Below are 23,390 nucleotides of genomic sequence, written 5' to 3'. Positions count from 1 at the left end.
TCGTCATCCCGATCTACCATTTCACAAGCTATTACTTGAGGAAACCGTTCTTTGTCAGGAAGTCGGTTGCCACGGCCTTGGCTTGTTCGCCGCCCACCTGCACGCGGGCATTCAGATCCTGCAGCGTTGCCAGATCAAGTTTTTCGAACACGGGTTTCAGCAATTCCTCGATATTGGGGTTCTTTTTCAGAACCTCTTCGCGAATGATCGGCGCGGGCTGATAGACCGGCTGCACGTGCTTGTCGTCTTCCAGCACGACAAGCCCCGAAGGCGCGATGCCCCCATCGGTGCCATAAACCATGGCGGCATTGGCGTTGTTGGTCTGATTGGCGGCAGCGGCGATCGTGGCGGCCGTGTCGCCGCCGGACAGCGTGATCAGCTGCTCCGATTTCAGGGTGAAGCCATAGGTCGTCTGAAACGCCGGCAAGGCGGCGGCGGAATTGACGAATTCGGAGGAAGCGGCAAGAACCACCTCGCCGCCACCGGCGACATATTTGCCGAAATCCGAAAGCGACTTCAGATTGTTCTTGTCGGCGACATCCTTGCGCAGTGCGATAGCCCAGGTGTTGTTTGCCGGCGAGGGTTGCAGCCAGACGATCTTGTTGGCGTCGTAATCGAGCGTTTTAGCCTCTTCATAGCCCTTTGCGGCATCCTTCCACAGCGGATCATCTGCCTTGGAGAAAAAGAAGGCGGCATTGCCGGTATATTCCGGGTAGATATCGATTTCGCCCGCCGTGATCGCCTTCCTCACCACCGGGGTGGCGCCAAGCTGGATGCGATCGGTTGTCTCGATATTATTCTTGTTCAGCACGGCAAGGATGATGTTGCCGAGAACACCGCCCTCGGTGTCGATCTTCGACGACACCACCACCTGCGCCTGAGCGATGGAAACAGAAAAGGCAAGCGCAAGTCCGGCGCCCGTCAACGTCATCAAGCGATTCATGAATGTTCCTCCGGTGGGTCAGCCTGCCGAACAGGCGAAATATCGCCGCCGCAATTGCGGCCAAAGAGGAACGGCCGGGAGGAGAAATGGTTGCATGCCATCCGGATTTTTCGCGCTGGTCATCCGGTCTGCTGCCGTCAGGTCTTGTCGTTCCGTTTGCGGGCGTCCTTGCCCATGACGAGCGGCATGAGTACGGAGAGGAACAGAAGCCTTATGACGTGGTGGGAGCCGACATAGGCGGTATCGGCATGCATCATCACCGCCATGGCCGCCATGGTTTCGAGGCCGCCCGGCGCATAGGCGATCATCACGGCATTGAGCGGAACGCCGGTGACGCTGGAAATCATCCAGGCGATGCTGCCGGCGATCACCATTACGGCGATGGTGACGACGAAGCCGGCCAGAAAACCCTTGCGCACTTCCATCAGCGATACGTTGGAAAAACGCGTGCCGATGAGACAGCCGATCAGCACATAGACCGGCAGGCTGAGCCAGGTGGGAACACCGCCTTGCGTGAGGCCGGTAATGTGCGTTCCGATGGAAACGGCCACGCCGCCAAGCAGCAGGGCTGCCGGAAATCTCCAGCGCAGGAAAAGCCAGCCGGTCAGAAGCGATGCGGCGATGGTTAGCGCCAGCGTTGGCAGACCCATTGGCGGATTGGTGATCAGCGGTTCGGTGCTGACCAGATCGAAATATTCGACGATCAGCGGCACGGAAAGCGTCAGCGCCAGCACTCTGACACTTTGCACGATGCTGACGGTCGCAAGGTCGCTTTTCGTTTCCGCCCCAAGGCTGATGATATAACTGAGGTGACCGGGGGAGGCGCCCAGCATCGCCGTCGTCCGGTCGTATCCGAAGCCGTAATGCAGGATCCAGTAGGCGACGTAGAGCATGATGACGACGGCGACGAGCACGACGACGAAGCTCAGTGGCCATGTCTTTGCCGCATCGATGACCGAGGGCGTTACGCTCGTTCCCATCGAAATACCAACGACGACAAAACAGGCATTGCGGATGAAGGCGGGAATTCCGAGCTTTACGCCCGCCAGTCCGGTAATCGTCACGGCAAGCGCCGGTCCCGAAAGGAAGGGGGCGGGAACATGAAGCAGGCTGGCGAGCAGTGCGCCCATGCTGCCGACAAGGGCGGTAAGCGCAAATGTATGGAATTCAGGCTTGATGATCATTGCGACGCTGATTGTTTGCTTCAAAAAAGCTCGCGACCAAATGCGCCGCTTCGTCTGGCGGCGTCAACCTGCATCGCCAAAAATATTATATTTCAAGAGTAGTTTATAAAAGAAAAGCCCGCGACCTGTGGGTACGGGCTTTGGCTTTCGCTGTTCTGCTATTCGCGTGATCAGGCGGCGGGAAGGGTCATGGCCTTCGGCATTTCCGTATCGATTCCGAGCAGGAAATTGATCTGCGGGCGCGCCTTGACGAGATCGTCGATCGAATATTCCGCGAGAACATCGAAGAAGGCATTGAGCGCCTTGCGCAGCGCCGAGTTCAGGCCGCAGCTATCCACAAGCGGACACTCAACGGCGCCGTCCTCGAAGCATTCCGCCATGGCAAAGCTGTCTTCGGTCACGCGCACCACGTCGAACAGGCTGATCTTTTCGGCAGGCTTGCCGAGCCGCACGCCGCCATTGCGGCCACGCACGGTTTCCACGAGGCCCGCCTTGTTGAGCGGCTGCAGGATTTTGAAAAGGAACAGCTCAGATACGCCGTAAGCTCTGGCGATCTCTGGAATGCGGCTCAGCTTGCCTTCATTCGCAGCGCAATACATCAACATGCGAACGGCATAGTTGGTCTGTTTGGTCAAACGCATGCTGGTCTCCTAACTCTCAATGTGGAGTTATATAGTCTCTTTTTCAGTTTAGAACAATTCCAGAAACCGAAAAAACTGGCGGCCATTCGATATTTCTCGAACAGCCTTGTTGACCGCCTCAATGATTCATGAACAAACAAGTCAAGAATCTGAATGTAATGGAGGCATTCGTAATGGCAAGCTTGAAATCGTATTTTTCCGCTGCCGTTTTTTCAGGGCTGACGATCTTTTCCGGTGCGCCCGCAGCTTTTGCGGAAGGCGAGGTGAATGTCTATTCCTACCGCCAGCCTGAGCTGATCCAGCCGCTGCTCGATGCCTTCACGAAAGAAACGGGCATAGAGGCCAATGTTCTTTTCCTCGATAAGGGGCTGGTGGAGCGCATCCAGGCCGAGGGTGTCAATTCGCCCGCCGATCTGCTGCTGACGGTTGATATCGCCCGTCTCGTCGAGGCGAAAGAAGGCGGCGTCACGCAGCCGGTTCTGAACGATCCAGTGATAGAAAAGGACATCCCCGCCAATCTGCGCGATCCGCAGGGCGAATGGTTCGGCCTGACGACGCGCGGCCGGGTGGTCTATGCCTCGAGGGAGCGGGTGACCCAGAAGGACATCACCTATGAGGAGCTTGCCGACCCGAAATGGAAGGGCAAGATCTGCATTCGTGACGGCCAGCATTCCTACAATATTGCGCTGATCGCCTCGATGATCGCCCATCATGGCGTTGATTACACCCGCACATGGCTGACCGGTCTGAAGAACAATCTCGCGCGCAAGCCGGATGGAACCGACCGCAGCCAGGCGAAATCGATCTTTTCCGGCGAATGCGACATCGCGCTCGGCAACACCTATTATGTCGGCCTGATGCTGACCAATGATCAGGAGCCGGAAGAAAAAGTGTGGGCGGGATCGGTGCGGGTGATCTTCCCCAATGCCGGCGACCGCGGCACGCATGTGAATATTTCCGGCATGGCGCTGACGAAATATGCGCCCAACAAGGACAATGCGCTGAAGCTGATGGAATTCCTGGCGTCCCGCGAGGCGCAGGAAATCTACGCCAAGCAGGTCTTTGAATATCCGGTGCTGCCGGGTGCCGAGCCGTCCGATGTCGTCAAGGGCTTTGGCCCCATCAATCCGGACAAGCTGCCGCTGACGGACATTGCCGCTCATCGCAAACAGGCGTCCGAACTGGTGGACGAAGTGGGTTTCAACGACGGTCCGACCAACTGACGCCATTCTCAAGGCATGCAACTCAAGTACCGGGATTATCGGCGGGTCAGTTGCCCGCCGGTTTGTTATCGAGTGAAGCGTTGTAATCGAGGATTGCTTTACGCCTTTCCGGTGTTCCCGGATGGGTGGAGACGATGCTGGTGCCGCCCTTGTCGCCCAGTTTTTCTTCAAGTAATGCGAAGAAGCGTTCGATGGCGGTGGGGTCGAGCCCAGCCTTGCGCATCAGTTCCACCGAGCGCTCGTCCGCCTGCCGCTCGGCATCGCGCGAATGGGATAGCGCCAGAAGACCGCCACCCTGGGTGAGAATATCTTCCATGGCTGAACCCACATCGCCGGCAATCAGCATGACGAGACCGGCGACACCGGCTGCGCGGTAAAGCTGTCGCAGGCTGTGCTCATATTCCACATGGCCGATTTCATGCGCGAGAACGCCGGTGATCATCTGCCTGTCGTCACCTGCCAGTTCCACCAGCTCGTCCGTCAGTACCAGCGTTCCATCCGGCAGCGCGAAGGCATTGGGGCCGATATAACCGCCCTTGCGGAAATTCAGCTTGTAGTCGTCGGGCGAACCCTGCGCATGGGCGGCGATCCGGGCAAATTCCGCGCGGATGGCATCCTGCTCCTCGTGCGGTAGTTCGCTTGCGGAGAAGACTGTCTGGTCGAAGGCCTGCATGGTACTGGCCGACATGATCTGCGGAACGATCGGCGGGGTGACCGCGACTGCCAGTTCGACGAGCGCGGGAAGCGCCAGCTTGTAGGTGCCATAGGCCAGAAGAACGGCGGTGGCGGTGATGCCGATCAATCGCGGGCGGAACTGTTCCAGCCAGTGCACGACGCCGGTGCGTCTGGCGATATGCGCGTGCAGCAATCTGTCCACGCCGTCATTGTCACGTGTTTCGAACAGCGAACCATCGGGAAAATGCAACTCCCGGGGAATGGCGCCGACCCGGTGGCTGATCTCGACCGTTTTTATCTCGGCCTGGGTTCTGACGTGTTTGTCCTTCGCGTCGAGCACGAGAAGGACCGTGCCGCCAAGTTTTAGCCTGGCGGCGCTGGAAAGGCTGGAGCGAGCGGCATGCCACTCGCCCGAAACGGTCTCTCCGGTATCAGAAACCAAATTCGAAACCTTCCATATCCATATATTCGGCGCTGACGGCGGCCCCCGTCGCTTCCATCGAAGAAAGGACCTCGCCCACATCGCCGTTGAAGCGGATCGCGGTGCGCTCCACGGTGTAACGCGCTTCGCGCACCGCCGCCCATGGCCGCATAAGGCCGAGTGTGAAAACGGTGACAACAAGGTTGGAGATGACGATCCAGAGGTAGCGCCCGCGATGCAGGTCGCTGTGCAGGTCGTGCTTTCCATCCAGCAGCATGGACGAAATAACGACGTTGCGAACGCCGGTGCGATAGACGACGCCCGCGAGGCCATAAACCAGAAATGCGCCGAAAAGGCCGACATAGAGGGAGGCAAGCGCGGTAACCATGGCGGCCGTCTCGTCTTCGAGGATCGCACTATTGGCCGCAAAGGCGGCAATGCCGAAGAAACCGACCACGATGCTGCCAATCACCACCATGATCGCAGGAATGATCCAGACCCGGTAAAGCGCGCTGAGCTTCGGATCGGCACTGAAAGGCCGGTCACCGTAACGCAGGTTGCTGAAAATGTAGCGGTTTGCCCAGCGGCTGGACAGTGGCGCCAGAATGCCGAAGGAGAAAAGCGCGACGAGGCTGCCGAGCAGAATGGAGACGAAGGCGCCTCCCGCAGTGCCGACGAAATCGAAACGGACATTGCGATAGCTCGTCACCCGCGCATTGAAACGAATGCTGCGCGTGATTAGCCAGGGAAAGAAGATCATCAGCAGGATCGCCGGCACGAAGACCAGAAACGGATGGATGAGGCCAACAAGCTGCGAGACGACGATGAAGGCAAATGCAATCAGCCGACCCTTGAAGATTTGCCCGCCGGTGGCGTGATAACCGAAAGCGCGGCCGGCCAGCACGGTATTGCCATTGAAATAACGCTTGCGGCGTACCTTTGCCCAGGCGGAGTAGATGCCGATCGTGACGATCGTCAGCAGTATATTGACGATCCAGATTCCAAAATATTCCTTGGCATTTCCACTGAACGAGCCACGTTCGAGTGCACGCTGATCCGCGCTGACTGAGATTTCACTCATAATAGTCCCTCATGACATGCCCCTCTCCGGGCAGATTGAGTTTGCAGGCTTCCCCGTAGTCGTCGATTGGCAGCGTCCCCACGCCGCAACGGCTCTCTTACGCGATAACAGCTTTAAGTGGAATTATTTTGACGAAAGAAACTTGATTTTTTTAGTAATCTTTTTAATCAAAAAAAGCCCCGCTGTTTTCGCAGCGGGGCTTTTTGTTTTGGTTACAGGCTTTTCGGCTTATTTCATTGTCGGCATGACGAATTCCGCACCCGACTTGATGCCGGAGGGCCAGCGTGAGGTGATCGTCTTGGTTTTGGTCCAGAACTTGATCGAATCCGTACCGTGCTGGTTAAGGTCACCGAAGCTCGAGGCTTTCCAGCCGCCGAAGGAGTGGTAGGCAAGCGGAACCGGGATCGGAACGTTGATGCCGATCATGCCGATGTTGATGCGGCTTGCGAAATCGCGGGCGGCATCGCCGTCACGGGTGTAGATCGCGACGCCGTTGCCATATTCATGCTTCATCGGCAGTTCCAGCGCATCTTCGTAATTCTTGGCGCGCACGACGGACAGAACCGGTCCGAAGATTTCCGTCTTGTAGATGTCCATATCAGGCGTGACGTGGTCGAACAGGCAGCCGCCGACGAAGTAGCCGTCTTCATAGCCCTGCAGCTTGAAGTCGCGGCCATCGACCAGAAGCTTCGCACCCTGCTCGACGCCGCTGTTGATCAGTCCCTGAACGCGTGCCTGCGCTTCCTTGGTGATAAGAGGACCCATATCGGCCTTGTCGTCGGTATAGGGGCCGATCTTCAGCGCTTCGATCTGCGGGATGAGCTTCTCAATGAGACGGTTGGCCGTCTCTTCGCCGACCGGAACCGCAACGGAAACGGCCATGCAGCGCTCGCCGGCCGAACCGTAACCCGCGCCCATCAAGGCGTTCACGGCCTGATCGAGATCGGCATCCGGCATGATGATCATGTGGTTCTTCGCGCCGCCGAAGCACTGCGCGCGCTTGCCGTTTATCGCGGCAGTGCCATAGACATAGCGGGCGATCGGCGTCGAGCCGACGAAGGAAACCGCGCCGATATCGGGATCGGTGAGGATGGCATCGACAGCGCCCTTGTCACCATTGACGACGTTGAGGATACCGGCCGGGAGACCGGCTTCGATCATCAGTTCGGCAAGGCGGATCGGCAGCGACGGATCGCGCTCGGAAGGCTTGAGGATGAAGGCGTTGCCGCAGGCGATCGCCGGTGCGAACATCCACATCGGGATCATGCCGGGGAAATTGAACGGCGTGATGCCTGCGCCGATGCCGACCGGCTGGCGGATCGAATACATGTCGATGGCCGGACCAGCGCCCTCGGTGAACTCACCCTTTTGCAGATGCGGAATGCCGCAGACGAATTCGCAGACTTCAAGGCCGCGAATGATATCGCCCTTGGAATCCTCAACAGTCTTGCCATGCTCGCTGGAAAGCAGCACCGCCAGCTCGTTCAAGTCCCGGTTCAGAAGTTCGACGAATTTGAAAAAGACGCGGGCGCGGCGCTGCGGGTTGGTGGCAGCCCATTTCGGCTGTGCAGCCTTGGCGCTTTCAACGGCGGCGCGCAGGTCGGCTTCGCTCGCAAGCGCAACGGTTGCCTGCACTTCGCCGGTCGCCGGGTTGTAGACATCAGATGTGCGGCCGCTGGTGCCGGGCACATGCTTGCCGTTAATGAAATGACCGATTTCCTTCATGGGTAATCCTCCGCGATTTTTTGATGGGTGCAGCATTGCACTTGAATTTGTACAAAGCAATGAACTCGGATAAGAAACCGTTGTGCGTAAATTAAAGCACGATGAGCATTTTGAGGCGTTTCCTGATCCGGCACGGCGAGTTCGCCATTCAAAAAAGAAAGTCAAAAGATGGCAAGCGATGAACCTGTCGTGAGGATGGCTGAAATAGAAATCGATCCGACCCATCTGGAAGCCTATCGCAGATTGCTTGCAGAGGAGATCGAGGCTTCTGTCCGTCTTGAAAATGGCGTGCTTGCATTAAATGCGGTGGCGATCAAAGGCAGCCCGGAAAAGATTCGCATCCTCGAAATCTATGCGAACCAGGCGGCATATGAGGCGCATCTGCAGACGCCGCATTTCCTGAAATATAAAGAGGGGGTGGCGGGAATGGTGACATCGCTGACTTTGATCGAAGTTGAACCCGTAATGATGCGCAGCAAGCCATGAATTGGGATGACGTCCGCATATTCCTTGCCGTTGCCCGCTCCGGGCAGATTCTAGCCGCATCGAAACGGCTCGGTCTGAACCATGCGACGCTTTCTCGGCGGCTGACGCTTTTGGAGCAGGCGCTGAAGACCCAGTTGTTTATCCGCCGGACGAATGGCTGCGAAATGACCGAGGAGGGTCAGCGGTTTTTGGGTGCTGCCGAGCGCATGGAAACCGAAATGCTGAATGCCCAGGCCAATCTCGGCCGTGTCGATACGGCAGTGGCTGGAACAGTGCGCATCGGCGCGCCGGATGGCCTCGGCGTGTCCTTTCTCGCTCCACGGCTTGGCCGGCTGACGGCCCGTTATCCAGACCTGAAAATCCAGCTGGTACCGGTGCCGCGCTCCTTCTCTTTGTCGCAGCGCGAGGCCGATATCGCCATCACCATCGAGCGGCCGGAGCAGGGCAGGCTGATGTTTTCGAAGCTCACCGACTATTCGCTCGGGCTTTATGCTTCCGCGGATTATCTGGCCGAATATGGAACGCCGGCGGATGTCGAAGCGCTCAAGCGCCATCGTCGGATCGGTTACGTGGAGGACTTAATCTTCTCGCCTTCCCTGAACTTCACTGGTGAGATCATGCGCGACTGGGATGCCGCCTTTGAAATCTCCAGCGCCACCGGCCAGACGGAGGCGGTGCGGTCGGGCGCTGGCATCGGCATTCTGCACAATTACATTGCCGGGCAGTATCCTGAACTTCTGAGGATCATGCCGCATCTCGGTATCATCAGGTCCTACTGGACAGCCTATCACGAATCCGCCCGCCAATTGGTTCGTGTCCGCACCGTCGTGGATTTTCTTCAGGAACTCGTTGCCGAAGAGCGAGGAATCTTCGCCTGAGGTCGATAGGCCGATCTATTAGTAATATTATTGCTCACGGCAGGCGCTCCGGGCTTGACAAATGATGGCCGGCTGGACGACCAATGCAGCCAATGGGAGAGGACGGAACCTGACATGCCGAATATGATACGAAAGCTTTCGCCGACTGGCCTCGGCGTGGCCGTGATGCTGCTTGGAATGCTGCTTTTTGCGCTGAACGACGCCATGGGAAAATGGCTGGTATCGACCTATAGCCAGGGGCAGGTCATCCTGATCCGAAGTGCTGCGGCCCTTGTCATCCTCGTTCCCATCGTATGGCGAGCAGGCCTTTCCGGCCTCGTGAAGGTCGAGCGGCCCGGACTGCAGGTGGCGCGTGTCTTCTTCTCCACTGCAGAGCTTTTCTGTTTCTATTTCGCGGTTGCCAGCCTGCCGCTGGCAGATGTCATGACCTACTGGCTGGCAGCGCCGATTTATGTAGCGGCTCTGGCACCATTTCTGCTCGGGGAAAAGGTTGGCTGGCGCCGGTGGACGGCCATCGCCATCGGTTTCGTCGGCGTTCTCATCGCGCTGAAACCCAGTTCGGCAAGCCTGACCTCCGCTGCGCTGTTCTCCATTCTCGGCAGTGCGGCCTTCGCTTTCATGATGTTGTCCGGACGCCAGCTACGTAACACGCCCGATACCGTGCTCGCCTTCTGGCAGATCATCGGCGCCGCCCTTGCGGGGATTGTCGCGGTTTTCCTGACGCCGTCTGGATGGTTGCCGGTGCAGTCCAGCTTCGATCTGGCGTTCCTCAGCCTGCTTGGCGTTGTCGCCATGGCGGCGCATGTGCTAGTCAACCGGGCCCTGAAGCTTGCCGATGCTGCGACCGTCGCGCCGCTGCAATATACCTTGCTGCTCTGGGCGGTTATCTTCGGCTGGCTGTTCTTCGGCGACGTACCGCAGGCGAGCATCGTCGTCGGCGCAGGCCTGATCGTTCTATCCGGTCTCTATATTTTCTTTCGCGAAAATACCATCAAGCGCCGCCGCGAAATCGCTGAAGGACTGGCTGCAGAGCAGGTCTGATCCTGCTTTGTCTGCCGCGGCAATCATCACAGGACTTGACGAAGACGTGATCTTCAGGGAGTAAGAGAAGGTCCTGCGATCATATGTCTCGCATGGACAGAGGAAACAAAGGTGCCGGGCCCCTCTGGCGAGAGTTTTACGGCGCTCTCGCGATGTCGGTACCGCCTGCAAAAATTGGCCGGCGGATTAAAAACTATGAAAAACCTGAATGTGCTTCGCGCGCGTGCTTTCTGCGTGCGGGCTGATGCTCTGCATCTGCCCGTGAACGTCCTCGTCATCGAAGGTGACCGGACATGAGCGCCGCCCAGAAATCCACGCTTTCCTACTTCAAGTGGGCTTTTATCGTCACCATCGTCGGTTTGATCCTCGGCGGTTATCTCGGCTGGGAAATGACCGGAACGGTCAGTGGCACAGCGACGATCTTTTTCATCTGCGCGGTGCTTGCCGTGCTGGAAATTTCGCTGTCCTTCGACAATGCCATCGTTAATGCCAATAAGCTCAAGGATATGACGCCGGTCTGGCAGCATCGCTTCCTGACCTGGGGTATCCTGATCGCCGTTTTCGGCATGCGTATCGTCTTCCCGCTGCTGATCGTCGTCGTTGCCGCCAATGTCGGCCCCTGGACGGCAATCGTCATGGCGGCGACGCAGCCGGAACGTTATGCGGAAATCATGCGTGACGCCCATCTGCCGATTGCGGCTTTTGGCGGCACCTTCCTGATGATGGTCGGTCTCAACTTCTTCTTCGACCATGAAAAGGACGTGCACTGGGTGCGTTGGATCGAGGAAAAGGCTGCGACCTATTCCTCCGTCAAGGGTATCGAAATCGCCTTCGTGCTGGTCGTCATGCTGGTCTTCTCCCGCATCATCGGCGCCAGTGACAATCCGGAACTCGGTCCGGTCGCGGCCAACACCTTCTTCCATTCGGCGGTTTGGGGTCTCTTGACCTTCCTCCTGGTGGAAGTCGTCGGCGGTATTCTCGACCGTAGCCAGGAAGTGCTGCAAGGGGCTGCAAAAGGTGGCTTCGGTGCGTTTCTTTATCTCGAAGTGCTCGATGCCAGCTTCTCCTTTGATGGCGTGATCGGTGCTTTCGCACTGACCCAGAACCTGTTCATCATCGCCATCGGCCTTGGCATCGGCGCCATGTATGTGCGCTCGATGACAATCATGCTGGTTGAGAAGGGAACGCTTGCCGAATACCGCTATCTGGAACACGGCGCTTTTTACGCGATCCTTATCCTGTCGGTCATCATGTATGTGCAGACCATGTTCCATATACCGGAGGTCATTACCGGCCTTGGCGGTGCGACCCTGATCGGCATTTCGCTCTGGTCGTCGATCCGGCATAACCGGCAGCAAGGTGCGAATGCCGCTGATGCGGCCCGTGGGGCGGAAATCTGATCCCGAACGATCCTTGCCTTCCGCTGTTGCGGCGGAAGGCAGTTTTTAAGCACTGAATTCCTGTTTGCTTATTTCTATTGCAAATCGTCGTTTGCAGAAAATCTAGCCATGGCACCGCTATTGCACGGCAAGTGGTTGTTTTTTCTCGTATTTGTGCGCCGCAATAAAAATGGCACGCTTCCTGCTTCTCTTGTTTTAAGTCCAGAGGGGACGTGGGAAGCCCGAAAAACGGGTCCAAAAACACCGCCGCGCTGTTCGACCTGTCAGGTCCACAACAGCGCGGCGGTTTTGTTTGTGGCCGTATGGTTCTTGAGTTTTGCCTTCCGTTGCAGGAAAACGATAGGACAACGACTGGAAGGTTGACCGGCTTGCCTGCAGAACTTTCGCCCACGGAGGCCCTGGGGCTTTGGCATCGCCTCTCCATGGCGCAGGTCAAAGCCGATGCGCCGGATTTGACCTTGCGTCAGACCGCCATTCTGCTGCAGATTTATCTTGTGCCGCCGCCGCACACCGTTCGCGGTCTCGCAGCAATGCTGGGCGTGACCAAGCCGGTCATCACCCGCGCACTTGATAGTCTCGGTGCGCTCGGGCTGGTCGACAGGGTGAGGGATGAGCGGGACAGACGCAATGTTGTGATAAAACGCACCGTCACAGGTGCGCTCTATCTGGAAAAATTCGGCGATCTGATTATTGATCAGGCGCGTAAGATCTAACTCTGGACGTGAAACCCATGATGCTCGACCGCCGCCTGAATGTCTTCCGCTCTGACCTCGCCGATGAAAAACTGCAAGGTGCGGTTCAGGCCGACCGCTTTGTCAGCGGCTCGCCCGCGCAGATCGCGTTGCCGGTCGTTGGCCTGCGGCCGACGCCAGACCTTGCCTCCGGTATCGACACGGAGCTTTTGTTTGGCGAAACCGTCCGTGTTTTCGATAGAGCGAACGGTTGGGCATGGGTGCAGGCGGATGCCGATGGTTACGCCGGTTACGTGCCGGACACGGCCATTGGTGATGTCGTTGCCGCCACCCATCGTATCATCGCGCCGCGAACCTTTCTCTATCCTGCCGCTGAATTGCGCAAACCACCGGTCGCGGCCCTTTCCATGGGCAGCCTTATTCGCATCGTCGGTGAAGCGGAGACACGCGGCACCCGCTATCTGATGACTGAAAAAGGCGAGGGCATCATTGCCGCCCATTGCCGGGCAGTCGGTGATGCTCTTGAAGAGGATTATGTGGCGGTAGCGCTGCGCTTTATCGAGACGCCCTATCTCTGGGGCGGCCGCTCCGGCTTCGGCATCGATTGTTCCGGCCTCGTGCAGCTTTCCATGGCAATGACGGGACGACGCGTTTTGCGCGATACCGACATGCAGGTAAAATCGCTCGGCGTGGAAATAGAGCGCGACGAATTGCGACGCGGCGATCTGGTCTTCTGGAAGGGTCATGTCGGCCTCATGGAAAACGAAGAAACGCTGTTACACGCCAATGGCCATACGATGAATGTCGCACGCGAAAATCTCGATGCGGCCGTCGAGCGTATCGGCTGGCTTTATGAAAAGCCGACGGCTTTTCGGCGTCTGGAAGGCTGAGAAAGCCGTTTTCACGAAATCGTGCCCGCCCCGCCCTTTGTAGGAAGGCCGTCAACGGCCTACATCGGATGAAGGATGGTACGGGATCGGCATCAATGAAGACAAAAACGGCGACAAAATTGGCAGCGTTTCTGATGGCGGTTCTATTGTGCGCCTCGGTGCAGGCGCAGACCGTTTTCCAGAATGGCTTTGCCCCCGCGCCCGATGCCTATGCGAACCTGCCCGGCGTCAAAGACCCACGCACGCTGCAGCCCAAGGTCCGTTATACCTGCCACAGCGAACTTGGAAGAACCGGATATTCCCGCGGCGCCTACCGCGATGTTTTCGGCAGCCGGGGACTTCCCGTTCAGGGTTATCGCTGCACGGATGAAAATGGCATTTCCAGCTTCGGTGGCAGAAATCCGGTCTCGAAGGACTGGTATCCCGGCATCAATCCCGTCGACCCGACCTTCTGAGGCAAAGGGATTGAGCGCCTCTGCCCGAAAAGTGCGGTACGCTTTTCGAAAAATCCGATGCGCGAGCAAAACTAAGGCCCTCTGCCGTCGGTGCTCTGGACTTGTTGTCGCTTTTTCAGATAAGTCTTTGCCATGACAGGTTGAGACCTGCCGAGGTGCGGGGTGACGTCGGGTCTCGGCCGATGTTGGGGAATGCGAGCATGACGAAGACCGATATAGCCACCCGTGTCCACAATCACACCTGGAAGCTCGATCCGATCGTCCGCAGCCTGATCGATACGGATTTCTACAAGCTATTGATGTTGCAGATGATCTGGAAACTCTATCCGGAAGTCGACGCGACATTTTCCTTGATCAACCGCACAAAGACGGTGCGGCTGGCCGAAGAGATCGATGAGATGGAACTGCGCGAGCAGCTCGATCACGCGCGCACCCTGCGTCTCTCCAAGAAGGAAAATATCTGGCTCGCGGGTAACTCCTTTTACGGTCGTTCGCAGATTTTCGAGCCGGAATTCCTCTCCTGGCTTTCGAGCTATCAATTGCCGGAATATGAGCTTTTCAAGCGTGACGGGCAGTATGAGCTTAACTTCCATGGCCGCTGGATGGATACGACGCTCTGGGAAATTCCGGCGCTGGCGATCATCAATGAACTACGCTCACGCAGCGCCATGCGCTCGCTCGGTTATTTCACGCTGGATGTCCTTTATGCCCGCGCAAAGGCCAAGATGTGGGAAAAGGTCGAACGGCTGCGGGAACTGCCGGGCCTGCGCATTTCCGATTTCGGCACCCGCCGTCGCCACAGCTTCCTGTGGCAGCGCTGGTGCGTCGAGGCGCTGAAGGAAGGCATTGGACCGGCTTTCACGGGTACGAGCAATGTCCTGCTCGCCATGGATTCCGATCTCGAAGCCGTGGGTACCAACGCGCATGAATTGCCGATGGTCGTTGCAGCACTTGCCCAGACGAACGAGGAACTGGCCGCCGCCCCCTATCAGGTTCTGAAGGACTGGAACCGGCTTTATGGCGGCAACCTGCTGATCGTGTTGCCTGATGCCTTCGGTACGGCAGCGTTTCTGCGCAATGCGCCGGAATGGGTGGCTGACTGGACTGGTTTCCGTCCAGACAGCGCGCCGCCGATCGAAGGCGGCGAAAAGATCATCGAGTGGTGGCAGAAGATGGGCCGCGATCCGCGCAAGAAGATGCTGATCTTCTCCGACGGTCTCGACGTCAACGCCATTATCGACACCTACCGGCATTTCGAAGGCCGGGTGCGCATGAGTTTCGGCTGGGGCACCAATCTGACCAATGATTTTGCCGGCTGCGCGCCGAAGACCATCGCCAGCCTCAAGCCCATCTCCATCGTCTGCAAGGTCAGCGACGCCAATGGCCGGCCGGCGGTGAAGCTTTCGGATAATCCGCAAAAGGCGACGGGCGAACCGGCCGAAGTGGAGCGTTACCTGAAGTTCTTCGGCGAGGAAGACCACAAGGAACAGAAGGTTTTGGTTTAATCGAGACTGGGCGCTCCGGTGAACGAAGCGCCCGTGGAAGCAAATTACTTCGCGAATTGATGGGCGATGTAATGGAAGAGCGCCCGGATACCCTGCGCCTCGCCGCCGATCGACGAGTGATGCCTCTCGCTCAGCGACCAGCCGTAAATATCGAAATGCGCCCAGCGCTTGGTATTGGTCACGAAACGCTTGAGAAACAGGGCTGCGGTGATCGAGCCGGCCATGCCGCCTGACGGCGCGTTGGTGATGTCGGCTGCCCGGGAGCGGATATCCTTGTCATATCCCATATAGAGCGGCATCCGCCACAGCGGGTCGTCGATATCGATGCTGGCTTCCGCGATGTCATGGGCCAGGTCTTCGTTATCGGTATAGAAAGGCGGCAGATCCGGGCCGAGAGCAACACGGGCGGCGCCCGTCAGCGTCGCCATGTCGATCATCAGGTCTGGCGCGTCTTCATCGGCATAGGCCAGCGCATCCGCTAGAACGAGACGTCCCTCCGCATCGGTGTTGTCGATCTGCACCGTCAGTCCTTTGCGGCTTTTGTAGATGTCGCCGGGGCGGAAGGCATTGGAAGAGATGGAGTTTTCGACGGCTGGTACAAGCACACGAAGATCGACCGGCAGCTTCGCATCCATGATCATCAGTGCAAGGCCGAGAACATTGGCCGCTCCGCCCATATCCTTCTTCATCAAAGCCATGGAGGCAGCGGGTTTGATATCGAGACCGCCGGTATCAAAGCAGACACCCTTGCCGACGAGGGTGAGACGCGGATTGCCCTTCTTGCCCCAGTTCATCTCAAGGAGGCGCGGCGCGCTTTCGCTGGCGCGGCCAACGGCGTGGATCAGCGGGAAGTTTTCCTTCAACAGATCGTCGCCGGTGGTGACGCTGACCTTCGCCTTATAGTGAGCGGCAAGGGCACGGAAGGCGATTTCAAGCTCATCCGGTCCCATGTCATTGGCTGGTATATTGATGAGATCGCGCGCAAGGAAAACGCCGGCCAGAATGCGCTTGATCTCGCCGTCTTCCGCATCCTGCGGAATGAGAAGCTTTGCCCCGTTGGTCTTGTTGGTTCTGTATTTGTCGAAGCGATAGCTGCCGAGGCCGAAGCCGAGCGCCAGGCGGTTGGCGGTCAAGGGCGCGGTTTCGATGTGCCATTCGCCTTCCGGCAGTTCACGGGCGAGTTTCCCGGTTATGAAGGGAATTTCGGATGGATTGCCGCCAAGCCCAAGAAGCGCGCCACCCAGCGAACCGTCGGCGGAAGGCACGAGCAGGATGGCGCCTGCTTCTGCCTTGAACCCCGCCTTTTTCGCCCAGTCCAGAGCGACAGGATCGATGGCGCCCTGTTCGATATGGGCTGGCGTGACGGCGAAAACCGGCAAGGTGTTACCGGCTTTTGAACTGAAGGGGGTGGGGCGTTCGATGAACTGATAGGGCGCCATTGTATGCTTCCGTTGGTGCATCGGCCCGAAAATCGGAATGATTTTCGACAGGAACGACGCGCAGTTTCAAAGTGCCGGAGCGGCCTTTTACGCCCTCTCGGACGCGGCGCTCCAGTGTCGTGAATCGGTGCGATTAACGCTCTGTTAGGGTTAACAGATTATTGCTTTAGTGAAAGTTGCGTCATGTGAGTCTGTCGTATGTCGGGCGCAAGATCGATCATTTTTGGGCGGGGGCGCTGCCATGACTGCTTTTTCTTTGGGCGAAACAGGCCGGACCGGGTTGCTGCGGGGAACGTGTCTGGTAGCGCTGGTTTTGGCCGTTTCCGGATGTGCGAGCACCAACAAGCCTGATCGCATGTCGACCGGTTCCATTCCCACGGCCACGCGTTCTTATGAACATATGAATATGGACCAGTTGCGGCAGGCGGAAGAGACCGCCGGTAAAGCCTATGAGCGCAGCCCCAAGGACAAGTCGGTTGGCATGAACTATGCCAGCGTTCTGATGATGACGGGCAAGAACACGCAGGCGCTTGCCGTCATGCAACAGATCGCCATCGCCAACCCGGCGGATCGCGATGTACTTGCTGCCTATGGCAAGGCGCAGGCGGCTGCAGGCCAGCTGGAGCAGGCGCTGTCGACCATACAGCGGGCGCAGACCCCCGACCGACCCGATTGGCGCCTTTATTCCGCCGAAGGCGCGGTGCTTGACCAACTGGGCCGTTCGAACGAGGCCCGCTCGAGATACCGTCAGGCGCTCGACCTCAAGCCGAACGATCCAAGCGTGCTTTCGAACCTCGGCATGTCCTATGTCCTGTCGAGCGATCCCCGCACCGCCGAGACATATCTGCAATCCGCCATCTCGCAGCCCGGCGCCGATAGCCGTGTCCGCCAGAACCTTGCGCTTGTTGTGGGGCTTCAGGGACGCTTCGCCGAAGCCGAGCGTATCGCGGTTCAGGAGCTTTCCTCGCAGCAGGCGCAGGCAAATCTCACCTATCTGCGTGCGATGCTCTCGCAGCAGAATTCCTGGCAGCAACTGGCGAAAAAAGACGCAAAGCCTGCAGGCTGATAAGGCTTTCAGCTATGGCCGCCGGAATGAGCGGGCCTGCGATCTTGCCAGCAGGGATCGGAATATACCGCCGCGCAAAATGCCGGCGGTTTTTCTTTATTTGAATGTATCCATAACCCGGATGATGGCCGGCCCGAGAATGACGGCGATGAGCACCGGCAGGAAGAATATGATCATCGGCACGGTCAGTTTCGGTGGCAGCGCGGCGGCTTTCTTTTCGGCCTCGTTCATGCGCTCGTCACGGCCTTCCTGCGCCAGAACGCGTAGCGCCTGAGCCAGCGGCGTGCCATAGCGCTCCGCCTGGATAAGCGCCTGCACCACGCTTTTGACACCATCCAGCTGTGTGCGCATACCGAAATTCTCGAGCGCAATGCGCCTGTCCTGAAGGAAGGAGAGCTCCGCTGTCGTCAGCATCATTTCCTCCGCCAGTTCTGGTGACTGCTCGCCCACTTCTTCCGCAACGCGGCGCATCGCGGCTTCCATTGAGACACCGGATTCTATGCAGATCAGCATCAAATCCAGCGCATCCGGCCACGCACGCTTGATCGACCCCTGCCGCTTTGTCATGGCGTTGGAAACGTAGATATTCGGCGCGTAAAACCCGATATAACCGAAAAGCAGAACCGCCATCAGCCTGACGACAAAGGCCTTGTCGGCAAGGTTTCCCAGAATGAAAACCCAGGTAACGGCAATGGCAAGAAAGGCGAATGGCAGGACGAACCGCGCGGCGAGAAATGTGTTGAGCGCATTCTGTGAACGAAAACCCGCTGCACGCAGCTTGTTCATCGTATTCGCGTCCGCAAGTGCTTCCTGGAGATTGAACCTTTCGACAATGCGGCGCGCGGATTTGTTGTTGTTGCCGCGCAACGAGGTTTTTCCGTCTCTGGAGGTCGTTGCGAGGCGCTCGCGTTCGCGGCTGCGGATAACATCGCGTTCCGTTGATACCGCTTTCATGCGCTTGTTGAAGTCCTTTCGCTCGAAGAACGGCATGATGAGGGTGTAAAGGGTGGCAAAAACCGCAAGCGTGACCAGAATGGCAATGATCGTTTGCGGATCCGTCAGTCGGGAAACGAGATTTCCTGTCATGGCCCCGCCCTCAAATATCGAAATTGATCATTTGACGCATGATGAAAATGCCAATCAGCATCCAGATGCCGGATGCTCCGAGAATGATGTGCCCGCGCAAATCGGTGAAAAGTACAGACAGGTAATCGGGCGACGTGAAGTGCACCAGCGTCATGACGATGAAAGGTAGCGCCCCAATGATGACCGCCGAGGCTTTCGCCTCCATTGAGAGGGCATTCACCTTGGCGCGCATCTTCTTGCGGTCACGCAGGACTTTGGAAAGATTGGACAGCGCTTCGGAAAGATTGCCGCCCGCCTGTGCCTGAATGGTGATGACGGTGCCGAAGAAGCTGACCTCGAACAGTGGCATGGTCAGCATCATGCGTTCGATTGCCTGCGGAATGCTAATACCGACCTGTTGTGCGTCGACGACCCGCTGAAATTCCGTTTTCACCGGCTCCTGGCCATCCGATGCGATCAATCGCACGGCGTCGTTCAACGGAAGTCCGGATTTGATAGACCGGCACATGACGTCCAGCGAATTGGGGAATTCCTCCAGGAATTTCTTCTGCCGCCGCTTGAGAAGAAACCCCAATACCCATCGTGGCAGTCCCAATCCCGCGACCACTGCTATAAGTAGAGCGATAAGCGGCGACAGACCATAGAGAATTGCGACGAAACCAGAGGCAACCGCCGCACCTGCGCTCAGAAGGTAGAACTGGCGGATCGAAAGCTGCAGGCCAGCCTGAACCAGTTTGTCGCGCAAACCGACATTCTTTGCCTTTTTTGCCTTTTCACTCTGTTTTTTTTCCATTTCCCGCAGGCTGTCCTGCATGGATTTACGGCGTTTGCCGAGTTCCTGGACACGGTCGCGTGCGGCTTTGATATTGGCGTGATCCGTTTCGGCGGCCTTGACCCGCTTGAAGCGGCTGGTGGTCTTTTTTTCGACCTCTATCTGCTGGAAAAGGAAGGCATAAGCCAGCGCTCCTGCCGAAATGGCGACAAGCACGGCCAGTAACAGGATTGTAGAGTCCATGGCAGTCGCTTTCCCTTAGGCTGTCTTTTCCATTTCATCGAGCGCGGCCGCAAGACGTTTCTCTTCGCCGTAGTAGCGTGCGCGATCCCAGAAATGCGGTTTGCTGATGCCCGTCGAAACATGTCTGCCGATCAGCTTGCCCTGCGCATCTTCGCCTTCGATTTCATATCGCATCAGATCCTGGGTAACGATGACATCGCCTTCCATGCCAATCACTTCGGTGATCTGCGTTATCCGGCGGGAGCCATCACGCAGGCGCGCCGCCTGAACGACGATATCGATCGATCCGGAGATAATTTCGCGTACCGTCTTGGCCGGCAGGGTAAAGCCGCCCATGGCGATCATCGACTCGATACGGCTGAGGCATTCGCGCGGCGTGTTGGCGTGGAGCGTCCCCATCGAGCCGTCGTGACCGGTATTCATGGCCTGAAGCAGGTCGAAAACCTCAGGTCCGCGCACTTCGCCGACGATGATGCGTTCTGGGCGCATACGAAGGCAGTTCTTGACCAGATCGCGCATCGTGATCTCGCCTTCACCTTCGATGTTCGGCGGGCGTGTTTCCAGCCTCACCACATGCGGCTGCTGCAATTGCAGTTCAGCCGTGTCCTCACAGGTGATGACACGTTCGTCCCTGTCGATGAAACTTGTCAGGCAGTTGAGCAGCGTGGTCTTGCCGGAGCCGGTGCCCCCGGAGATAACGATATTGCAGCGGACGCGTCCGATGATCTTGAGCAAGGTCGCGCCCTCGGGCGTGATTGCGCCAAAACGCACCAGCTGGTCGAGCGTCAACTTGTCCTTCTTGAATTTTCGGATCGTCAGCGCCGGCCCGTCGATGGCGAGCGGTGGCGCGATGACGTTGACGCGCGATCCGTCCGGCAGGCGGGCGTCGCATATCGGGCTCGATTCGTCCACGCGTCGGCCGACCTGGCTGACGATACGCTGGCAGATGGACAATAGCTGACCATTGTCACGAAAGCGGATGTCGGATTCGATGGTCTTGCCGCCGACTTCGATGAAGGTCTGGCCGGATCCGTTGACCATGATATCGGCAATATCGTCGCGGGCGAGAAGCGGCTCCAGCGGGCCGTAACCGAGAACGTCATTGCAGATATCTTCGAGCAGTTCTTCCTGCTCGGCAATCGACATGGCGAAATTCTTGATCGTGATGATATCGTTGACGATATCGCGAATTTCCTCGCGAGCGCTCTCCGCGTCGAGCTTGGCGAGCTGCGAAAGGTCGATCGTATCGATGAGCGCGGAGAAAACCTGGCTCTTGGTATTGTAATAATCTTCCGTGCGGGCACGTTTTTTCTGCAGCGATTGCGATGTCGCGTTGACCTGTCGCGCTGCGGGCGACTGGCCGGGCTCCAGCGTGTCGATCGCAAGAGGCCGAGTTTCGGCCGCCACCGCCGCCTGCATGGGTATAGCTGCGGCCAGATCCGGCTTTATGCTTCTGGCTGGGCCTTCAGACCCGCGTTTTCCGAACATCGGCGTTTCCGTCTAAAGGCGCAGGGGCAAACCCTATTTGCGCTTGAGAATATTCTTGAGTTTGTCCAGGCCGCCACGTCTGCTTTTGCGCAGCACGGTGCGGCCCGTAATCGTATGGGCGATCTGTGAGAAGGTTTCCGCGATTTGGGATTTTTCATCCATCTCGCTGATCATGCGTCCGCTGTTGGCGGCATTGCCGAACAGCTGGGTATCGAATGGGATGATTGCGATGGGCTCGATTCCCAGCGGCTCGAAGAAGTCCGTCGGGGCGATCTCCGGCCGCTTTGGCACACCCACCTGATTGAGAATGAGGTGTGGCAACTTGTCGTTGGGCCGCAGTTTTAGCAGTGCGTCGAACAGGTTCTTCGTGTTGCGCAGATTTGCGAGATCCGGAACGGCCGTAATCACCACCTCGTCGGCTTCCGCAAGGACTGCCCGTGTCCAATCGCACCATTGGTGGGGAAGGTCGAGGACTGCAACTGGGGCACTACGCTGTAGAACCTCGAGTATAGGCAGAAAAGCCTGACGATCGAGATCATAGGTCCTGTCGAGAAGCGACGGCGCCGCCAGGAGCGACAGATGGTCGGAACATTTCGTCAAGAGACGGTCGAGAAACACCTCGTCCAGCCTCTCCGGTGAAAACACGGCTTCCGCCATGCCTTGGGCAGGGTCCTGATCGAAATCGATATTGGCCGTGCCATAGGCGAGGTCCATATCCGCCAGAATTGTTTCCGTGGCGAACAGCGTGGAAATGCCGAAGGCGCAATTATGCGCGATCGTTGACGACCCAACCCCGCCTTTGGCGCCGATGAAGGCGATGTTGCGGCCGAGCGGCTCCGCCTCTGGATCGACGAAGATCGTCGCGATCGAGGCAAGCAGATCGGCCATGGTGACCGGGGCGACAAGATATTCGGAAATACCGTTACGGATGAGATCGCGATAAAGCGTGATGTCATTGTGTCGGCCGATGATGATGACACGGGTGGTGGGGTCGCAGACTTCCGCCAGGGGGGCGAGATCATCCAGCAGCGAAGCGGGTGCGCTTGCCGTCTCCAGAATGATGAGATTGGGTGTGGGTGAGGCGGAAAACATCGTGGCTGCCGCGTTGATATCCCCCTTGGTCACCCGAAGGGTCACCTTGCTCATGCGCCTGTCACCGGACAATGCGTCCATGACGCCTTGCATATTGTCGCTGACACAGAAGGCATGGACGGAAATGCGGGGCAGGGGCCGCAGGCGATCCATATCCCCGACGCGAACGGGCGCTTCGGCGTCAGTGCCGCTGTTTGACTTGATATCGTATTCCACAGCGCTCATCGTCTATCCTGCCGTAACAAATGTTGGAACCGCATCAGTCCGTCGCCGCCGTCGTGCTCTTGCCGCGGTAGGCGTCAATGACCACCGCGCGGCGCTCGGCATCGATCGGACTCATGCCCCGCGGGCCGACCAGATCCATGGGATTGGCAATCTGCGCGGCGAGATTACTCTGCGAAGCGCATCCGAAATTGTACCAGTTCTTGTTGGCGAAGGTATTGTCCGAAAGGTCTTCGGGCCACTGGCCACATTGCCCGGTCATGGCGGTGACGGCGACGTAACTCAGACGGATGGGCGCGGCGTCGCCATTCGGGGATGCCGCATAACGCGTTTCCATGATTTTGCCCGAGGGTACGCCAGCACCGGAAAGCGTAGAGCGGATCTGCTTCGCCATTCTTGAGGCCGCCGCCGAATTGGCCGATCCCGACGGTGTCTGAATATTGATGATACCGGTCGACATGGAGGCATAATTCTGGGCGAAACCACGGACGTTATCCGCCACTGCGGTGGTCAGCCGGTTGTCGCCCGCCGAAACCGGAATATCCAGCGAATGCTCCGCTTCCGACAGGGTGATCGGATGGCGAGTGCGATAATCATCGGGAATGGCATTGGTCGTCAGCGGATCGCGAGCGCAGCCTTGCAGCAGGCCGGCGGCGAGCGCAACCATGGAGACGAGACCGGCCCGTCTGAGGGAAGAAGAGGGGGTTATTTCCGGCATGACGTTTCCTGCCCTGACCGGGCT

At 58.0% G+C, this 23,390-nt stretch carries 23 protein-coding genes; 11 read left to right on the top strand and 12 right to left on the bottom strand.

Going from position 1 to position 23,390, the window contains the following annotated elements; genetic code table 11:
- Nucleotides 1-31: 31 nt before the first annotated feature.
- The 3 genes from DXT96_RS14315 to rirA form a co-directional block, all read right to left on the bottom strand.
- A complete protein-coding gene (locus DXT96_RS14315; RefSeq protein ID WP_153515283.1) occupies nt 32-943 on the bottom strand; it encodes an ABC transporter substrate-binding protein in 912 nt (303 codons plus the stop codon).
- A 137-nt stretch (nt 944-1,080) separates the two neighbouring features.
- Complete coding sequence (locus tag DXT96_RS14310) at nt 1,081-2,127, bottom strand: AbrB family transcriptional regulator (protein WP_153515282.1); 1,047 nt, start codon at nt 2,125-2,127, stop codon at nt 1,081-1,083.
- Nucleotides 2,128-2,297: 170 nt separating this feature from the next.
- The gene (rirA, locus tag DXT96_RS14305) at nt 2,298-2,768 is read right to left on the bottom strand and encodes an iron-responsive transcriptional regulator RirA (protein ID WP_142840815.1); all 471 of its coding nucleotides are present in this window, start codon (nt 2,766-2,768) and stop codon (nt 2,298-2,300) included.
- Nucleotides 2,769-2,941: 173 nt separating this feature from the next.
- Here rirA and DXT96_RS14300 point away from each other — a divergent pair, with 173 nt between their 5' ends.
- On the top strand, nt 2,942-3,991 hold the full coding sequence (locus DXT96_RS14300) for a Fe(3+) ABC transporter substrate-binding protein (protein WP_194287640.1): 1,050 nt from the start codon (nt 2,942-2,944) through the stop codon (nt 3,989-3,991).
- A gap of 46 nt (nt 3,992-4,037) precedes the next feature.
- Here the strand turns inward: DXT96_RS14300 and DXT96_RS14295 are convergent, their stop codons facing one another.
- The 3 genes from DXT96_RS14295 to DXT96_RS14285 all read right to left on the bottom strand — a co-directional run bounded on the left by DXT96_RS14295 (nt 4,038) and on the right by DXT96_RS14285 (nt 7,893).
- Entirely contained in the window at nt 4,038-5,108 is a 1,071-nt protein-coding gene (locus tag DXT96_RS14295) for a M48 family metallopeptidase (RefSeq protein ID WP_153515280.1), read from the bottom strand.
- Entirely contained in the window at nt 5,098-6,168 is a 1,071-nt protein-coding gene (locus DXT96_RS14290) for a YjgN family protein (RefSeq protein WP_153515279.1), read from the bottom strand. The genes DXT96_RS14295 and DXT96_RS14290 overlap by 11 nt, the downstream gene beginning before the upstream one ends.
- Nucleotides 6,169-6,396: 228 nt before the next feature.
- Nucleotides 6,397-7,893 carry a CoA-acylating methylmalonate-semialdehyde dehydrogenase gene (locus DXT96_RS14285; protein ID WP_153515278.1) on the bottom strand — a complete coding sequence of 499 codons (1,497 nt, stop codon included), beginning with the start codon at nt 7,891-7,893 and terminating at the stop codon, nt 6,397-6,399.
- Nucleotides 7,894-8,061: 168 nt separating this feature from the next.
- Between DXT96_RS14285 and DXT96_RS14280 the strand changes: the two genes are divergently transcribed.
- The 9 genes from DXT96_RS14280 (at nt 8,062) to pncB (ending at nt 15,240) form a co-directional block, all read left to right on the top strand.
- On the top strand, nt 8,062-8,379 hold the full coding sequence (locus tag DXT96_RS14280) for a putative quinol monooxygenase (RefSeq protein WP_137085739.1): 318 nt from the start codon (nt 8,062-8,064) through the stop codon (nt 8,377-8,379).
- Nucleotides 8,376-9,257, top strand: a complete 882-nt coding sequence (locus tag DXT96_RS14275) for a LysR family transcriptional regulator (protein WP_153515277.1) — start codon at nt 8,376-8,378, stop codon at nt 9,255-9,257. The genes DXT96_RS14280 and DXT96_RS14275 overlap by 4 nt, the downstream gene beginning before the upstream one ends.
- Nucleotides 9,258-9,380: 123 nt before the next feature.
- On the top strand, nt 9,381-10,298 hold the full coding sequence (locus tag DXT96_RS14270; RefSeq protein ID WP_153515367.1) for a DMT family transporter: 918 nt from the start codon (nt 9,381-9,383) through the stop codon (nt 10,296-10,298).
- A gap of 293 nt (nt 10,299-10,591) precedes the next feature.
- On the top strand, nt 10,592-11,698 hold the full coding sequence (locus DXT96_RS14265) for a DUF475 domain-containing protein (protein ID WP_153515276.1): 1,107 nt from the start codon (nt 10,592-10,594) through the stop codon (nt 11,696-11,698).
- 108 nt (nt 11,699-11,806) lie between these two features.
- Complete coding sequence (locus DXT96_RS14260) at nt 11,807-12,061, top strand: hypothetical protein (RefSeq protein WP_153515275.1); 255 nt, start codon at nt 11,807-11,809, stop codon at nt 12,059-12,061.
- A 5-nt stretch (nt 12,062-12,066) separates the two neighbouring features.
- Nucleotides 12,067-12,411, top strand: coding sequence for a helix-turn-helix domain-containing protein (locus tag DXT96_RS14255; protein ID WP_149898284.1), 345 nt, complete (start codon nt 12,067-12,069; stop codon nt 12,409-12,411).
- A 17-nt stretch (nt 12,412-12,428) separates the two neighbouring features.
- Entirely contained in the window at nt 12,429-13,280 is an 852-nt protein-coding gene (locus tag DXT96_RS14250) for a C40 family peptidase (RefSeq protein WP_153515274.1), read from the top strand.
- A 95-nt stretch (nt 13,281-13,375) separates the two neighbouring features.
- Entirely contained in the window at nt 13,376-13,735 is a 360-nt protein-coding gene (locus DXT96_RS14245; RefSeq protein WP_153515273.1) for a hypothetical protein, read from the top strand.
- Between the two features lie 200 nt (nt 13,736-13,935).
- Nucleotides 13,936-15,240 (top strand): nicotinate phosphoribosyltransferase, encoded by a 1,305-nt coding sequence (pncB, locus tag DXT96_RS14240; protein WP_046799208.1) that lies wholly within the window; start codon nt 13,936-13,938, stop codon nt 15,238-15,240.
- Nucleotides 15,241-15,284: 44 nt separating this feature from the next.
- Here pncB and DXT96_RS14235 read toward each other — a convergent pair whose 3' ends face one another.
- Nucleotides 15,285-16,679, bottom strand: a complete 1,395-nt coding sequence (locus tag DXT96_RS14235; protein ID WP_153515272.1) for a M17 family metallopeptidase — start codon at nt 16,677-16,679, stop codon at nt 15,285-15,287.
- Between the two features lie 241 nt (nt 16,680-16,920).
- Between DXT96_RS14235 and DXT96_RS14230 the strand changes: the two genes are divergently transcribed.
- Nucleotides 16,921-17,745: a tetratricopeptide repeat protein gene (locus tag DXT96_RS14230; protein ID WP_153515271.1), complete on the top strand. Its 825-nt coding sequence runs from the start codon at nt 16,921-16,923 to the stop codon at nt 17,743-17,745.
- A 96-nt stretch (nt 17,746-17,841) separates the two neighbouring features.
- Here the strand turns inward: DXT96_RS14230 and DXT96_RS14225 are convergent, their stop codons facing one another.
- From DXT96_RS14225 to DXT96_RS14205, 5 genes are read right to left on the bottom strand one after another with little or no spacing between them, the layout of a single operon-like run.
- Nucleotides 17,842-18,831 carry a type II secretion system F family protein gene (locus DXT96_RS14225; RefSeq protein ID WP_153515270.1) on the bottom strand — a complete coding sequence of 330 codons (990 nt, stop codon included), beginning with the start codon at nt 18,829-18,831 and terminating at the stop codon, nt 17,842-17,844.
- A 10-nt stretch (nt 18,832-18,841) separates the two neighbouring features.
- Nucleotides 18,842-19,846 (bottom strand): type II secretion system F family protein, encoded by a 1,005-nt coding sequence (locus DXT96_RS14220; protein WP_149898290.1) that lies wholly within the window; start codon nt 19,844-19,846, stop codon nt 18,842-18,844.
- A gap of 15 nt (nt 19,847-19,861) precedes the next feature.
- A complete protein-coding gene (locus DXT96_RS14215) occupies nt 19,862-21,334 on the bottom strand; it encodes a CpaF family protein (protein WP_153515269.1) in 1,473 nt (490 codons plus the stop codon).
- 33 nt (nt 21,335-21,367) lie between these two features.
- The gene (locus DXT96_RS14210) at nt 21,368-22,651 is read right to left on the bottom strand and encodes a CpaE family protein (protein ID WP_153515268.1); all 1,284 of its coding nucleotides are present in this window, start codon (nt 22,649-22,651) and stop codon (nt 21,368-21,370) included.
- Between the two features lie 34 nt (nt 22,652-22,685).
- A complete protein-coding gene (locus DXT96_RS14205) occupies nt 22,686-23,366 on the bottom strand; it encodes a CpaD family pilus assembly protein (protein WP_149898293.1) in 681 nt (226 codons plus the stop codon).
- Nucleotides 23,367-23,390 lie beyond the last annotated feature (24 nt).

The sequence above is a fragment of the Agrobacterium sp. ICMP 6402 genome (assembly GCF_009498615.1).
Taxonomy (GTDB): domain Bacteria; phylum Pseudomonadota; class Alphaproteobacteria; order Rhizobiales; family Rhizobiaceae; genus Agrobacterium; species Agrobacterium burrii.
This window is presented reverse-complemented; position numbering and strand designations above follow the sequence as displayed.

What these genes read in the sequence shown, in the direction of transcription:
- DXT96_RS14315 (WP_153515283.1), bottom strand. Translation starts at nt 943, where the DNA reads ATGAATCGCTTGATGACGTTGACGGGCGCCGGACTTGCGCTTGCCTTT.
- DXT96_RS14310 (WP_153515282.1), bottom strand. Translation starts at nt 2,127, where the DNA reads ATGATCATCAAGCCTGAATTCCATACATTTGCGCTTACCGCCCTTGTC.
- rirA (WP_142840815.1), bottom strand. Translation starts at nt 2,768, where the DNA reads ATGCGTTTGACCAAACAGACCAACTATGCCGTTCGCATGTTGATGTAT.
- DXT96_RS14300 (WP_194287640.1), top strand. Translation starts at nt 2,942, where the DNA reads ATGGCAAGCTTGAAATCGTATTTTTCCGCTGCCGTTTTTTCAGGGCTG.
- DXT96_RS14290 (WP_153515279.1), bottom strand. Translation starts at nt 6,168, where the DNA reads ATGAGTGAAATCTCAGTCAGCGCGGATCAGCGTGCACTCGAACGTGGC.
- DXT96_RS14285 (WP_153515278.1), bottom strand. Translation starts at nt 7,893, where the DNA reads ATGAAGGAAATCGGTCATTTCATTAACGGCAAGCATGTGCCCGGCACC.
- DXT96_RS14280 (WP_137085739.1), top strand. Translation starts at nt 8,062, where the DNA reads ATGGCAAGCGATGAACCTGTCGTGAGGATGGCTGAAATAGAAATCGAT.
- DXT96_RS14275 (WP_153515277.1), top strand. Translation starts at nt 8,376, where the DNA reads ATGAATTGGGATGACGTCCGCATATTCCTTGCCGTTGCCCGCTCCGGG.
- DXT96_RS14270 (WP_153515367.1), top strand. Translation starts at nt 9,381, where the DNA reads ATGATACGAAAGCTTTCGCCGACTGGCCTCGGCGTGGCCGTGATGCTG.
- DXT96_RS14265 (WP_153515276.1), top strand. Translation starts at nt 10,592, where the DNA reads ATGAGCGCCGCCCAGAAATCCACGCTTTCCTACTTCAAGTGGGCTTTT.
- DXT96_RS14260 (WP_153515275.1), top strand. Translation starts at nt 11,807, where the DNA reads ATGGCACCGCTATTGCACGGCAAGTGGTTGTTTTTTCTCGTATTTGTG.
- DXT96_RS14250 (WP_153515274.1), top strand. Translation starts at nt 12,429, where the DNA reads ATGATGCTCGACCGCCGCCTGAATGTCTTCCGCTCTGACCTCGCCGAT.
- DXT96_RS14245 (WP_153515273.1), top strand. Translation starts at nt 13,376, where the DNA reads ATGAAGACAAAAACGGCGACAAAATTGGCAGCGTTTCTGATGGCGGTT.
- pncB (WP_046799208.1), top strand. Translation starts at nt 13,936, where the DNA reads ATGACGAAGACCGATATAGCCACCCGTGTCCACAATCACACCTGGAAG.
- DXT96_RS14235 (WP_153515272.1), bottom strand. Translation starts at nt 16,679, where the DNA reads ATGGCGCCCTATCAGTTCATCGAACGCCCCACCCCCTTCAGTTCAAAA.
- DXT96_RS14230 (WP_153515271.1), top strand. Translation starts at nt 16,921, where the DNA reads ATGACTGCTTTTTCTTTGGGCGAAACAGGCCGGACCGGGTTGCTGCGG.
- DXT96_RS14225 (WP_153515270.1), bottom strand. Translation starts at nt 18,831, where the DNA reads ATGACAGGAAATCTCGTTTCCCGACTGACGGATCCGCAAACGATCATT.
- DXT96_RS14220 (WP_149898290.1), bottom strand. Translation starts at nt 19,846, where the DNA reads ATGGACTCTACAATCCTGTTACTGGCCGTGCTTGTCGCCATTTCGGCA.
- DXT96_RS14215 (WP_153515269.1), bottom strand. Translation starts at nt 21,334, where the DNA reads ATGTTCGGAAAACGCGGGTCTGAAGGCCCAGCCAGAAGCATAAAGCCG.
- DXT96_RS14210 (WP_153515268.1), bottom strand. Translation starts at nt 22,651, where the DNA reads ATGAGCGCTGTGGAATACGATATCAAGTCAAACAGCGGCACTGACGCC.
- DXT96_RS14205 (WP_149898293.1), bottom strand. Translation starts at nt 23,366, where the DNA reads ATGCCGGAAATAACCCCCTCTTCTTCCCTCAGACGGGCCGGTCTCGTC.